Source organism: Micromonospora foliorum (assembly GCF_022229015.1).
Taxonomy (GTDB): Bacteria; Actinomycetota; Actinomycetes; order Mycobacteriales; family Micromonosporaceae; genus Micromonospora; species Micromonospora foliorum.
The window spans coordinates 1-12,093 of record NZ_JAKKFF010000030.1; the positions used below are offsets into that span (position 1 = coordinate 1).

The 12,093-nt window shown below is 73.2% G+C and carries 16 protein-coding genes; 10 read left to right on the plus strand and 6 right to left on the minus strand.

From position 1 onward, the window contains the following. Window positions 1–563 (minus strand): 2-phospho-L-lactate guanylyltransferase (gene cofC, locus PSH25_RS03005; protein WP_238657522.1); only part of this gene is annotated, 563 nt, incomplete at its 3' end. A gap of 128 nt (window positions 564–691) precedes the next feature. On the opposite strand from cofC, the gene PSH25_RS03010 reads away from it, so the two are divergent. The 5 genes from PSH25_RS03010 (at window position 692) to PSH25_RS03030 (ending at window position 5,686) form a co-directional block, all read left to right on the plus strand. Further along, on the plus strand, window positions 692–1,429 hold the full coding sequence (locus tag PSH25_RS03010; RefSeq protein WP_238657523.1) for a lysophospholipid acyltransferase family protein: 738 nt from the start codon (window positions 692–694) through the stop codon (window positions 1,427–1,429). A 61-nt stretch (window positions 1,430–1,490) separates the two neighbouring features. After that, window positions 1,491–2,498 carry an NAD(P)H-dependent glycerol-3-phosphate dehydrogenase gene (locus PSH25_RS03015; RefSeq protein WP_238657525.1) on the plus strand — a complete coding sequence of 336 codons (1,008 nt, stop codon included), beginning with the start codon at window positions 1,491–1,493 and terminating at the stop codon, window positions 2,496–2,498. 8 nt (window positions 2,499–2,506) lie between these two features. Then, window positions 2,507–3,625: a cystathionine gamma-lyase gene (locus tag PSH25_RS03020; protein ID WP_238657526.1), complete on the plus strand. Its 1,119-nt coding sequence runs from the start codon at window positions 2,507–2,509 to the stop codon at window positions 3,623–3,625. Between the two features lie 8 nt (window positions 3,626–3,633). Beyond that, on the plus strand, window positions 3,634–4,419 hold the full coding sequence (locus PSH25_RS03025; protein ID WP_238657527.1) for a putative protein N(5)-glutamine methyltransferase: 786 nt from the start codon (window positions 3,634–3,636) through the stop codon (window positions 4,417–4,419). A 217-nt stretch (window positions 4,420–4,636) separates the two neighbouring features. Continuing rightward, the gene (locus tag PSH25_RS03030; protein ID WP_238657529.1) at window positions 4,637–5,686 is read left to right on the plus strand and encodes an ROK family protein; all 1,050 of its coding nucleotides are present in this window, start codon (window positions 4,637–4,639) and stop codon (window positions 5,684–5,686) included. Window positions 5,687–5,727: 41 nt separating this feature from the next. On the opposite strand, the gene PSH25_RS03035 is transcribed toward PSH25_RS03030, so the two are convergent. Beyond that, window positions 5,728–5,928 (minus strand): DUF397 domain-containing protein, encoded by a 201-nt coding sequence (locus PSH25_RS03035; RefSeq protein ID WP_238657531.1) that lies wholly within the window; start codon window positions 5,926–5,928, stop codon window positions 5,728–5,730. 5 nt (window positions 5,929–5,933) lie between these two features. After that, window positions 5,934–6,779, minus strand: a complete 846-nt coding sequence (locus tag PSH25_RS03040) for a helix-turn-helix domain-containing protein (protein ID WP_238657532.1) — start codon at window positions 6,777–6,779, stop codon at window positions 5,934–5,936. Window positions 6,780–7,057: 278 nt separating this feature from the next. Here PSH25_RS03040 and PSH25_RS03045 point away from each other — a divergent pair, with 278 nt between their 5' ends. Both PSH25_RS03045 and PSH25_RS03050 read left to right on the plus strand, forming a co-directional pair. Beyond that, window positions 7,058–7,276, plus strand: a complete 219-nt coding sequence (locus PSH25_RS03045) for a hypothetical protein (protein ID WP_238657534.1) — start codon at window positions 7,058–7,060, stop codon at window positions 7,274–7,276. A gap of 195 nt (window positions 7,277–7,471) precedes the next feature. Next, on the plus strand, window positions 7,472–8,572 hold the full coding sequence (locus tag PSH25_RS03050) for a D-alanine--D-alanine ligase family protein (protein WP_112603452.1): 1,101 nt from the start codon (window positions 7,472–7,474) through the stop codon (window positions 8,570–8,572). A gap of 54 nt (window positions 8,573–8,626) precedes the next feature. Here the strand turns inward: PSH25_RS03050 and PSH25_RS03055 are convergent, their stop codons facing one another. Then, a complete protein-coding gene (locus PSH25_RS03055) occupies window positions 8,627–9,319 on the minus strand; it encodes a DUF3515 family protein (RefSeq protein ID WP_372492704.1) in 693 nt (230 codons plus the stop codon). Then, entirely contained in the window at window positions 9,320–9,553 is a 234-nt protein-coding gene (locus tag PSH25_RS03060; protein ID WP_030487446.1) for an Lrp/AsnC ligand binding domain-containing protein, read from the minus strand. It lies immediately after the preceding gene. A gap of 96 nt (window positions 9,554–9,649) precedes the next feature. On the opposite strand from PSH25_RS03060, the gene PSH25_RS03065 reads away from it, so the two are divergent. Together PSH25_RS03065 and PSH25_RS03070 are read left to right on the plus strand one after the other, a co-directional pair. Next, entirely contained in the window at window positions 9,650–10,639 is a 990-nt protein-coding gene (locus PSH25_RS03065) for a thiamine-phosphate kinase (protein WP_238657537.1), read from the plus strand. A 30-nt stretch (window positions 10,640–10,669) separates the two neighbouring features. After that, window positions 10,670–11,131 carry a GNAT family N-acetyltransferase gene (locus PSH25_RS03070; RefSeq protein ID WP_238657539.1) on the plus strand — a complete coding sequence of 154 codons (462 nt, stop codon included), beginning with the start codon at window positions 10,670–10,672 and terminating at the stop codon, window positions 11,129–11,131. 109 nt (window positions 11,132–11,240) lie between these two features. Here PSH25_RS03070 and rpmB read toward each other — a convergent pair whose 3' ends face one another. Continuing rightward, window positions 11,241–11,432, minus strand: coding sequence for a 50S ribosomal protein L28 (rpmB, locus tag PSH25_RS03075; RefSeq protein WP_007456456.1), 192 nt, complete (start codon window positions 11,430–11,432; stop codon window positions 11,241–11,243). A gap of 287 nt (window positions 11,433–11,719) precedes the next feature. On the opposite strand from rpmB, the gene PSH25_RS03080 reads away from it, so the two are divergent. Next, window positions 11,720–12,093 (plus strand): DAK2 domain-containing protein (locus tag PSH25_RS03080; RefSeq protein WP_238657540.1); only part of this gene is annotated, 374 nt, incomplete at its 3' end.

Here is a 12,093-nt window from a genome sequence, read left to right on the forward strand (position 1 = left end):
TCCGCGGCGGTGTCCACGTCCCGGCGCAGGCTGGGCCAGTCGCCGTCGAGCGGCAACGCCCCGCTCGCCGCGTGCGCGACCGCCGAGCCCACCCCGAAGCGCGGATCCAGCGGCACGCCCGGCGGGGTGGTGAGCAGCACCGTGCCCCCGCCGGGTGCGTCCGGCAGGAACCGGCGTACCGCGGGTCGGCCGTTCTGCGCCGCGAGCAGCGCGCCGGCCAGCTCGACCGGGCGCAGCGCCGGCACGGCCGCGGTGATCCCGGCCACCCACCCGACGGCGGCCCCGGCCCCCCCGTGCCGGAAGGCCGCGTTCAGGCCGGCGGCCGGTTCGTCGGGCAGCACCCGGGCGCCGGCGGCCCGCGCCGCCGCCGCCACCCGGGAATCGTCGGTCACCACCAGGGCCTCGGCGACCGCCGGGCAGGCCAGCACCGCGCGGAGCGTGTCGGCCGCCAGGGCCAGCGCCAACTCCTCGTGGGGTACGCCGGGCAGCGCGCCCCGCAGCCGGCTCTTGGCCACGGCCAGCCGCTTCACCGGCACCACCACGGCCCACCTCGGCTGACTCACGTCCGCAATCCTGCCAGCCGGACGACAGGCCCCTCGCTGGCCGTACCGGGGGCGAGCAGGCATGATTTCCGCTGCGGGTGTCGCGGGCGGGATTTCGCGGCGGGGTTGGGGCGCGACGAGGAGGCACAGTGGCACGGCGGAGGCTGGGGTTCTGGCAACGGTTCGCCGTGGGGCTGGTGAAGCCGGTGATGACCGTCTGGACCCGGCGTACCTGGCGTGGTCAGGAGCATCTCCACCACGACGGCGGCGTGATCATCGTGGCGAACCACATCTCCCACGCCGACCCGTTGGTGTCCGCGCACTTCATCTACGACTCCGGGCGCTGGCCGCAGTACCTGGGCAAGGCCAGTGTGTTCCGGGTGCCGGTGGTCGGCTGGATCCTGCACCGGTGCCGGCAGATCCCGGTCGAGCGGGGCAGCGTGGACGCCGTCCGCTCGCTGGACGCACTGGTCGCCGCGCTCGACGAGGGTGGCGCGGTGGTGATCTACCCTGAGGGCACCACCACGCGACAGCCGGAACTCTGGCCGATGAAGGCCAAGACCGGTGCGGCCCGGCTGGCCCTGGCCACCGGCGCCCCGGTCGTACCGGTGGTGATGTGGGGGCCGGAACGGATCTTCGACCCGCGGACGACGCGTGTCAGCCTGCGCCCCCGGATCCCGGTGACCGTTGCCGCCGGGGAACCGATCGACCTGAGCCGTTGGGCGGACGCCCAACCGACCCGGGCCACCCTCGAGGAGATGACGGACACCATCATGTTGCGGCTGCGGGACATGCTCGCCGAGATTCGTGGTGGTACCCCGCCGCCACTGTGGGAGCGACCGGCCCGGTCCTCCGTCGGCCGCGAGCAGCGGGACGAAGCGGCATGAGCGAGCGAATCATCGGCAGCGGTGCCGTTCAAGCGCCCGCGAAGCGAAGCGGAGCGGTGGCATGAGCGGTCACGTCGCGGTGCTCGGTGCCGGTTCCTGGGGCACCGCGTTCGCCAAGATCCTCGCGGACGCGGGGCGGGACGTGACGGTGTGGGCCCGTCGCGCGGCGGTCGCCGAGTGCATCCGGGCCGAGCGTCGCAATCCGGAGTACCTGCCCGACCTGCTGTTGCCGGCCCGGGTCACCGCCACCGCCGACGCCGTGGAGGCGATCACCGGGGCCGAACTGGTGGTGCTGGCCGTGCCGTCGCAGACCCTGCGGGGCAACCTCGCCGAATGGGCCGGGCATCTGCACCCGGACTCCACCCTGGTGTCGCTGATGAAGGGCATCGAGCTGGGCACCACCAAGCGGATGAGCGAGGTCATCGTGGAGACCGCCGGGGTCGCCGCGGACCGGGTGGTCGTCGTGTCCGGCCCGAACCTGGCCCCGGAGATCGCCGCCGAGCAGCCCGCCGCGACAGTGGTCGCCGGGACGAACAGCGACCGCGCCACGCTCGTCCAGTCGTCGATCCGGACGCCGTACCTGCGCCCCTACACCAACGACGACGTGATCGGCTGTGAGCTGGGCGGGGCGGTCAAGAACGTGATCGCCCTGTCGTACGGCATCGCCACCGCGATGGGTTTCGGTGACAACACCCGGGCCATGCTGATGACCCGGGGGCTGGCCGAGACGGCCCGACTGGGCGTGGCGCTCGGCGCGGACCCGATCACCTTCGCCGGCCTCGCCGGCATGGGTGATCTGGTCGCCTCCTGCTCGTCCCCGTTGGCCCGCAACCGCACCTTCGGGGAGCATCTGGGCCGGGGCGAGACGCTGGAGCAGGCCCAGGCCGCCACCCGGCAGACCGCCGAGGGCGTGAAGAGCTGCCTGGCGATCCGCGACCTGGCCCGGGCGCACGGCGTGGAGATGCCGATCACCGAGCACGTCGAGCGGATCTGCCACGAGGGGATGGACCCGCGCCTCGCCGTGGAGACCCTGATGAGCCGCACCGCCAAACCCGAGTCGTACGAGTGAGGAACCCGATGAGCGAGTGGGGCGACGGCACCCGCTGCGTACGCGCTGGCCTGCCCGAACCGGCACCGGGGGACCCGTTCCTGCCCGGCCCGGTCTTCGCCGCGCCGTACCACCTCGACCCGTTTGAGGGCCAGGGCACGTCGCCGAACGGCTACGGCCGCCCCGACAACCCGACCCGGCGGCTGCTGGAGGCGGCGGTGGGCGAGTTGGAGGGCGGTGACTGCCGGGTCTTCGCGACCGGTCAGGCGGCCATCACCGGCCTGCTGCTCACCCTGCTGCGGCCGGGGGACACCGTGGTGCTTCCCACCGACGGATACTTCCCGGTCCGGGCGTTCGCCACCAGCGTGCTGGAGGCCATCGGCGTCCGGGTGGTGTTCGTGCCGACCGTCGGGCCGTACCCGTCGTTCGAGGGCGTCCGGCTGGTGCTGGTGGAGACGCCCGCCAACCCGGGCCTCGACGTGGTCGACGTGGCCGCCCTGGCCGAGCGGGCGCACGCCGCCGGGGCGCTGCTCGCGGTGGACAACACCACGGCCACCCCGCTCGGTCAGCGCCCGCTGGATCTCGGCGCCGACCTGGTGGTCGCCTCCGGCACGAAGGCGCTCACCGGCCACTCCGACCTGCTGCTGGGCTACCTGGCCAGCCGGTCGGCCGAGCTGATCGACGCGGTGACGACCTGGCGTACCACCACCGGGGCCGTTCCGGGCGCCTTCGACGCCTGGTTGGCCCACCGGTCACTGGCCACTCTCGACCTGCGGCTGGCCCGGCAGAGCGCGAACGCCGCCGCGGTCGTCGACCTGCTCGCCGGTCGGTCGGACGTGACCGGCCTGCGGTGGCCGGGGCGACCGGGCGACCCGGCGTACCCGGTGGCCTCGGCGCAGATGCGCCGGATACCGGGGGTGCTCTCGTTCGACCTGGGCGACGCCGACCGGGTGGGCCGATTCGTCGCGGCCGCCCGGCTGGTGGCGGCGGCGACCTCCTTCGGTGGCCTGCACACCACTGCCGACCGGCGGGCGCAGTGGGGCGACGACACCGCCCCCGGCTTCGTCCGGCTCTCCTGCGGCGCGGAGGACACCACCGACCTGGTGGCCGACATCGCCGCCGCGTTGGATGCGGCGGGATCGGTCTGACGTCTCCCATGACGCCTCCTTCCCCGACCGACCGGACCGCTCTCGTGGACCGGTTGCGGGCCGCCGGTTGCGTCTACGCCGAGGACGAGGCCGAGCTGCTGCTGGCCGCCGCGCCCAGCCCGGCGGCGTTGGCCGACCTGACCGACCGTCGGGTGGCCGGCGAACCGTTGGAGTACCTGCTCGGCTGGGCGGAGTTCTGCGGCCTGCGGATCGCCGTCGACGAGGGCGTCTTCGTGCCCCGTGCCCGGACCGCCCTGCTGGTCGAGGTGGCGGCCGAACTGACCGGCGCGGCGCCGGCCGTGGTGGACCTCTGCTGCGGCTCCGGGGCCACCACTGTCGCGCTGGCGCACCGGCTCGCGCCGCGCTGGCTGGCCGCCGCCGACATCGACCCGGCGGCCGTGGCCTGTGCGCGCCGCAACGTCGTCGGGCTGAACGCCGAGGTGTACGAGGGCGACCTCTTCGCGCCGCTGCCCCGGCAGTGGCGGGGTCGGCTGGACCTGGTGGTCGCCAACGCCCCGTACGTGCCGACCGACGCGGTCGCGCTGATGCCGCCGGAGGCGCGACTGCACGAGGCCCCGGTGGCGCTCGACGGCGGCCCGGACGGGCTCTCCGTGCTGCGCCGGGTCGGTGCCGACGCGGCCGGTTGGCTGGCCCCCGGCGGCCACCTGGTGGTCGAAGCCGGCACCACCCAGGTGACCGCCCTCTGCGCCGCATTCCAAGCGGCCGGCCTGGTACCAACGGTCCGACACGACGAGGACCTGGACGCCACCGCGGTACTTGCTCGCCGCCCCTGACCCGAGTCGATCATGAAGTTGTGGTGCCCGTTGAGCGCCACGACGAGCACTTTGTCCCCCACCACAACTCCTTGATCGACGGTGGAGAGACGGTGGGGGACCGCCGGGGCGCTCGGGTGCACGCCTGGTTGAGGCTGCTCGGGCGGGCCGGGCATGGCGGGGGAGAGGGGTTGGCACTAGCCTCGGCTCACACTCACGACGGCGGGAGGCGGTTTCGGTGGGCAGCGCAGGGGTGCCGGTGGTCGTCGGGCTGGACAACGGCGGCACCAGCAACAACGCCACCGTGCTGACGGTGGACGGCCACTTCCTGGTGGACGGGCTGTTGGAGATCCCCAGCGAGGTGCGGTCCGGGCCGGAGGCGGCGATCGAGGCGTTGGCCCGGGCGCTGGACGGCGCCCTGGCACAGACCGGCGTGCCGCGTGACCTGGTCCGGGCGGTCGGGCTGGACACTCCCGGCCCGGCCAGCGCCGAGGGCGTCATCTCGTCGCGGGGCTCCACCAACTTCTCCCAGCCGGCCTGGCGCGGCTTCGACGTGCGAGGGGCGTTGGAGCGCCGGCTCGGGCTTCCGGTGATCTATCACAACGACGGCAACGCGGCCGCGCTCTACGCCCACCACGTCTACTTCGGCGCCGACGCGATGAACCGCTCGTCAGTGTCCGCGATCGTCGGCACCGGCCTCGGCGGCGGTGTGGTCGAGAGCGGTCGGGTGATCGCCGGTGCGGCCGGGATGGCGGGGGAGCTGGGCCACGTGCACATCCCGCTGAGCGGGCTGCTCGGCCCGGGCCAGCCGGAGCCCACCTGCGCCTGCGGCTTCACCGGGGATGTGGAGAGCGTCGCCTCGCTGACCGGAATCGAACGCAACCTGCTGCCGTACTGGCTGACCCGGTACCCCGACCACCCGCTCGCCGCCGAGCCGGTGGCCCGGGCGGCCAAGCTGGTCCGGGGGTACGGGGAGCGGGAGGACGCCCTCGCGCGGGACCTCTTCACCCAGCAGGCGATGGCGTTGGGGCGGCTGTTCACCGTCGCCGCGAACTTCACCGACCCGCACGCGTACTTCGTCGGCGGCGGGGTGGTGGAGGCGGCACCGGAGTTCCGCGACTGGTTCCTGGCGACGGTCCGCGAGCACACCGTGCTCCGCGAGGAGCAGGCGGCGGTGGCCACCTTCGCGTTGGTGCCGGACCGGGACATGGCCGGTGCCCGAGGCGTCGCGATCGCCGCGCTGGAGGCGCTACGCGCCGTTCCGGAGCCCAGCCCGCTGGTGGCCTGAGCCGGCGCGGGGCTCGACCCGCGCCGGCTCGGCCCCTCTGGTCAGCGCTGGGGTGGCGCCTGGGCGAAGGCGGCCCAGGCCGCCGTTGGGAACAGCAGGGCCGGGCCGGCCGGGTCCTTGGAGTCGCGGACGGCCACGAGCCGCGGTATCGCGGCCACCTCCACGCAGGCGCCTTCGTCGCCGCTGCGGCTGCTCTTGCGCCACGGCGCCGTGGCCAAGGCCGCTGTGATCATCGGGGTCATCGGTCCTACCGTCCCTTCAGGACTGACAGGAGCATCTCGCGGCTGTCCGCCGGGCTGAGCGCCACGCTTCGGAGATGCTCCATGATCTTTGTGCAGGTACGCGTCTCGCCAGCGCGGTCGAGGATCATCTGACCCGCAACGGTCTCCACCGAGGCGATGATCGGGTCCTCCGGGTCGGCGAACTCGAGGATGTGCAGGGAACCCCGGGTGCCCCGGTGGTAGCCGGCGGAGAGCGGGATCACCTGGACGCTGATGTTCGGCAGCTCGGCCATCTTGACCAGGTGCCGTAGTTGCCCGTTCATCACCGACTGGTCACCGACCGGGCGTAGCAGCGCGCCCTCGTCGATGATCGCGTCGAGGATGGGCGGCTGGTCGGCGGTGAGCCGCTGCTGCCGGTCGAGCCGGACCTTGACCCGCTGCTCCACCAGATCGTCGCCGAGGGTGTGCGGCCCGCCGCGCATCACGCCACGGATGTAGTCCGCGGTCTGCAACAGGCCGGGCACCACCGAGGGCTCGAAGTTGGCGATGGCGGTCGCCTCGGCCTCCAGTGCGATGAAGTCGATGGTGCGTGGATCCAGCAGGTAGGAGTACGACACCCACCAGCCCGGCTTGCGGGCGTCCTTGGCGAGCTGCACCGCCGCGGCCACCTCCTCGGCACTCACCCCGTACGACGTGAGCAGGGCGCGCACGGTGGCCGGGCTGATCAGGGTCTGGGCGTTCTCGTACCGGGACAGGGTGCTGCGGGTGCTGTTGATCTCATCCGCCGCGGTCTCCAGCGTCAGCCCGGCGGCTTCCCGGTGATGGCGCAGGGCGATGCCGAGCCGGCGGGCACGGGCGGTCTTCGGGGCCATGCATCGATGGTCGCACACATTTGCGGGAACGTCTGCATGAGAGAACGTCGATGAGAGTTGCATTCACGGCTGTACACGTGTCAATCTGTTATGGCGTCCTCACCGCCGGTTGTCGTGGCGACGGTGGTGGTGAGCGACCGGAGGGGATGGGGCGCGCGGCGATCGGGTTTCTCCCCCGTACCCGATCGTCGCGTGCCGCCCCGCCATCCCGGCCTGCCGGAAGGAGACGACGTGCGAACCCGCCCGGAGCCCGCCGCCGTACCAACGGGCGGCGTGCGATGACCCGCTTCCTCGTGGTGCTCACCGACGTGCGTCCCGTCGAGGGCGTCCACCGCAACGAGCGGGTCGCGCCGGAACGGCGCCGACAGGTCGTCGGGGCGAGCAGCCGGGAGGCCGCCGACCGTATCGCGGGAGCGTTCATGGCGCTGGGCATGGTGCGCGCCGGCCGGCAGCGGGTGAAGGTGATCGCGGTCGGCCGCCGGCACTCTCGGGACTGAGCAGGCCCAGGTCAGCGGTCTGGGACACCGCTATCGTCCGATCACGCACCGTATATCCTCCGATGACCGATTGCCGTGTCGTGCCGTGGCTCGCCGGGTATCGCCTCGCCCTGTGGCCACGCACAGTAAGGTCAACCGGGTGAGCGCCACCGGCGAGCACGACCAGCCGCAGTCGCGTACGAAGAGGTGACCGGAGTGACCACCCCAGGCAAGACCCGCGTGGCGATCGTCTTCGGCGGCCGCAGCCCGGAGCACGGCATCTCCTGCGTCAGCGCCGGCAGCGTGTTCGGCGCACTCGACCCGGACGAGTTCGAGGTGGTGCCGGTGGGCATCACCCGGGCCGGCCAGTGGGTGCTGACCAACGGAGACCCCGCCCAGCTCGCGATCAACGCTCGTCAGCTGCCGGAGATCACCGCCGACTCCGGCGACGACATCGTGCTGCGCGCCGACCCCACCGGCAACGGACTGATGGTGCTCGACCCGACCGAGGGCCCCCGGGCGCTTGCCGACGTGGACGTGGTCTTCCCGGTGCTGCACGGCACCTACGGCGAGGACGGCACCATCCAGGGAATGCTGGAGATGGCCGGCATCCCCTACGTCGGGGCGAACGTGTTCGCCTCCGCGGCCGCCATGGACAAGGAGTTCACCAAGAAGCTCTGCGCCGTCGAGGGCATCCCGGTCGGCACGTACGCGGTGCTGCGCAACGGGATGACGCTCAGCGAGCAGGACAAGGAGCGGCTCGGCCTGCCGGTCTTCGTCAAGCCGTCCCGGGCCGGCTCGTCGTTCGGCGTCAGCAAGGTCACCGACTGGGCCGAGCTGGACGCGGCCGTCGCCGCCGCCCGGCAGTTCGACCCGAAGGTCATCATCGAGGCCGCGATCGTCGGCCGCGAGATCGAGTGCGGTGTGCTGGAGGGCGAGGCCGGTGGCGCGCCCGAGGCGTCCGTGCTGGCCGAGGTGCGGGTCGTCGCCGACCACGACTTCTACGACTTCGAGGCGAAGTACCTCGACGACTCCTGCGAGTACGACATTCCGGCCAACCTGCCGGAGAAGGTGACCCGCCAGGTGCAGGAGTACGCGGTCCGCGCGTTCACCGCGCTGGACTGCGCCGGTCTGGCCCGGGCCGACTTCTTCGTCACCCCCGAGCTGGACGTCTACCTCAACGAGATCAACACGATGCCCGGCTTCACCCCGACGTCGATGTTCCCGCGGATGTGGGCGGCCTCCGGCCTGGAGTACCCGAAGCTGGTCAACCGGCTGATCCGTACCGCGCAGCGGCGCGGCGTCGGCCTGCACTGAGCCGTCCGGCCCCGCCCGCGCAGGTCAGCCGGCGCGGGCGGAGTCGGTTCGAGGTCAGTGCTGGCAGCCGGACGGGATGGCGCCGCCGGAGGGCACGCTCGCCACGATCGTGCTGGAGATCGTCGGCAACCACTGCAACGGCTGCTCGTACGAGCGCGGGACGCGCACGGTGATCAGCGTCTCCCGGTCGACCGTGGAGAGGACCGCCGCGTCGGCCTGCTCGGCCAGGTGCCAGCAGACCTGGTTGACCGTCCAGACCTCGTCGGTGCTGGGGAAGTTCGGCTCGGTGCCGCCGCAGGCCACGGTGAGCGCGGGGTCGCCGTACGCGGCGTTCTGCTCGGGGCCGGCGGTGACCGGTCGCTGGGCCAGGTCGCGGATGCTCGCCGGAAGCTGGGAGAGCAGGGCCCGGCAGACCGTGGCCGGGCGGGCGGCCAGCGCCGGGGCGGCCATCTCCACCGGGGTGGTGGACTGCACCCGGGGGGTGGTCGCGGAGGGGCTCGGCGCGGCGGCCGGCGTGCCCGGGCTGAGCTTGCTGAAGGCCAGCACGGCCACCAGCAGCGTGATCGGCAACGCGATCAACGTGGCGAGCAGGGCCGCGCCACGCATGGTCCGATCGCGGCCGGCCGGCGCGGCGGCGGCGGGATCGCTCGACTCGCGGTTACCGTCAGCCGGCTCGGACGTCCCGTCGGCCGCGTCGCGCGCCCCGTCGTCGTCCCGAGCCGAGGAGGAGGTCGTCATCTCGTCCACTTACAGCCGCACCACCGAACACGTGAGGGTGCGGGTGATGCCGGGCACCATCTGCACCTTGCTGACGATGAGTTTGCCGAGTTCGTCGACGGTGTTCGCCTCGGTGAGGACGACCACGTCGTACGGCCCGGTGACGGCGTCGACGCGTACCACGCCGGGGATGTCCGCGATGAGACCCGCCACGTCACGTGCGCGGCCGACCTCGGTCTGGATGAGGATGTACGCCTGTACCACGACTCGACCTCCGTCCGTCGCCGCCCGGGAGCGGCCCGAAGGGTGAAACTACCTTACGGAGCAGGTCTGATCCCTATCGGTCGTCAAGGAGCAGCGGTGAGCGAGCACGGCGGAGCCGGGCAGCACGGGCGGAACGCCCGCGGTGGCGTCGGTGTGTCCGGGATCGGGGAGTTCGGGCTGATCGGGAAGATCACCGCCCGGCTGTCGTACGGGCCGACGACCCTGCTCGGCCCGGGCGACGACGCGGCGGTGGTGGCCGCGCCGGACGGCCGGGTGGCGGCCTCCACCGACGTGCTTGTCGACGGGCGGCACTTCCGACGGGACTGGTCCTCGGCCCGCGACGTCGGGCACCGGGCGGCAGCGGCCAACCTGGCGGACATCGCGGCGATGGGCGCCACGCCGACCGCCCTGCTTGTCGCTCTCTGCATGCCGGCGGACCTGGACACCAGCTGGGCGGAGGAGCTGGCCGACGGGCTCTCCGCCGAGGCCGCGACGGTCGGCGCGAGCGTCGTCGGCGGGGACATGTCGGCCAGCCCCACCCTGACCGTCGCGGTCACCGCGCTGGGCGACCTGGCGGGCCGTCCCCCCGTGCTGCGGTCCGGCGCCCGACCCGGGGACGTGCTCGCCCTGGCCGGGCGCACCGGGTACGCGGCGGCCGGGCTGACCGTGCTGACCCGGGGCTTCCGTACTCCCCGGCTGTTGGTCGAGGCGTACCGGCGGCCGGAGGTGCCCTACCAGGCCGGCCCGCAGGCCGCCCAACTCGGCGCCACCTCCATGATCGACATTTCGGACGGGCTCCTGGCCGACCTCGGGCACGTCTCGGCGGCCAGCGGCGTGGCGATCGACGTGCGCCGCGGCGGGTTCGAGGTGCCCCGGCAGATGGCCGACGCGGCGCAGGCACTCGGCGTCGACCCGTACACCTGGATCCTCGCCGGTGGCGACGACCACGCGCTGGCCGCGACCTTCCCCCCGGCGGTGGTGCTGCCGCCGGGCTGGCGGCCGATCGGCGTGGTGACGGACGGTGCCGGCGTGACGGTCGACGGCGTTGCCCACGACGGCCCGACCGGCTGGGACCACTTCCGGTGACGCCCGGGCGCCCGCCGTACCCTGGACACCGTGAGTGAGATCGAGATCCGGACGGTGCGGTTCGACGCACCGGTGGCACAACACCTGATCCAGGCCGCACTGGCCGACCTCGGCGCCCGCTACGGCGGCACCGGCGACGACACCCCGGTGGACGCGGCCGAGTTCGAGCCGCCCGACGGCGCGTTCCTCGTCGCCTACCTGGCCGGCGAGCCGGTCGGCTGCGGTGGCTGGCGCAGCCACGGCGCGGACACCGCGGAGCTGAAGCGGATGTACACGGCACCGGCGGCGCGGGGGCGGGGGGTGGCTCGCGCGGTGCTGGCGGCGGTCGAGCGCTCCGCCCGTGAGCAGGGCCGCAAGCGGGTGGTCCTGGAGTGCGGCGACAAGCAGCCCGAGGCGATCGCCATGTACGGCTCCGCCGGGTACGAGCGGATCCCGAACTTCGGCTTCTACAAGGACGCGGAGGGTTGCGTCTCCTTCGGCCGCACCCTCTGACCCGCGGGCCAGCCATTGGCGGGCCCGGCGCGGCTGCCGCGGACACGACAGAGCCGGCGGACCATCGGGTCCGCCGGCTGAGCCGTACGAGAAGGTGGGTGCTACCGCGTCAGGCGCGGGTGACCTTGCCGGCCTTGATGCACGAGGTGCAGACCTGCAACTTCTTGGTGTTGCCGCCACCGGCCGGGGTACGCACCGACTGGATGTTCGGGTTCCAGCGGCGGTTGGTCCGCCGGTGCGAGTGGGACACGTTGTGGCCGAAGCCCGGTCCCTTGCCACAGACGTCGCACACGCTAGCCACGGGATACTCCTGGGATTGATACGTTCATGAGGTCGCCGGCAGGTGCTGCCCGGGCAACCTGGTCAGGTTACCCGATGACTCGCCGACCCGGCCAACCGGCCCGGTCCGGCGCTCGCCCGTGCCCCGGCTCACGCCTGGTCGTGGGCCCGTCCGCCCGACGGTGGGCCGGCCCGGCGGCAAGGGTACCGGAAGGGCTCGTCGTCGCGGCGGCCAGCGCCGATCCGGGACGCGGAGGACACGCCGGACGAGTCCGACGGGTGTCGGTGCGCGCCAGTAGGCTTCTGCCCGTGCTGGACACCCTCGACGCCGCCGCGGTCCGCCGCTGGTGCGCGAGCGGGTTGGCCGCACTGAAGCGCCACCAGGGCGAGATCGACCAGCTCAACGTCTATCCGGTGCCCGACGGCGACACCGGCACCAATCTGGTGCTCACCCTCACCTCGGCCCAGCAGGCCCTCGCCATGGATCTGGACACTCTCCCCGACAGCGGGCCGACGGCGCACGGGCACGCGCTGCGGTTGATGGCCCAGGGCGCGTTGCTCGGCGCGCGGGGCAACTCCGGGGTGATCCTCTCGCAGATCCTGCGCGGTTTCGCCGACCAGGCCGCCGGGGTGCCGGCGGTGCGCGGCCGGGAGCTGGCCGCCGCCCTGCGCTCCGGCACCGC

Coding starts and splice junctions, on each gene's coding strand:
- PSH25_RS03015 (WP_238657525.1), top strand. CDS start 1,491: ATGAGCGGTCACGTCGCGGTGCTCGGTGCCGGTTCCTGGGGCACCGCG.
- PSH25_RS03020 (WP_238657526.1), top strand. CDS start 2,507: ATGAGCGAGTGGGGCGACGGCACCCGCTGCGTACGCGCTGGCCTGCCC.
- PSH25_RS03025 (WP_238657527.1), top strand. CDS start 3,634: ATGACGCCTCCTTCCCCGACCGACCGGACCGCTCTCGTGGACCGGTTG.
- PSH25_RS03035 (WP_238657531.1), bottom strand. CDS start 5,928: ATGACCCCGATGATCACAGCGGCCTTGGCCACGGCGCCGTGGCGCAAG.
- PSH25_RS03040 (WP_238657532.1), bottom strand. CDS start 6,779: ATGGCCCCGAAGACCGCCCGTGCCCGCCGGCTCGGCATCGCCCTGCGC.
- PSH25_RS03045 (WP_238657534.1), top strand. CDS start 7,058: ATGACCCGCTTCCTCGTGGTGCTCACCGACGTGCGTCCCGTCGAGGGC.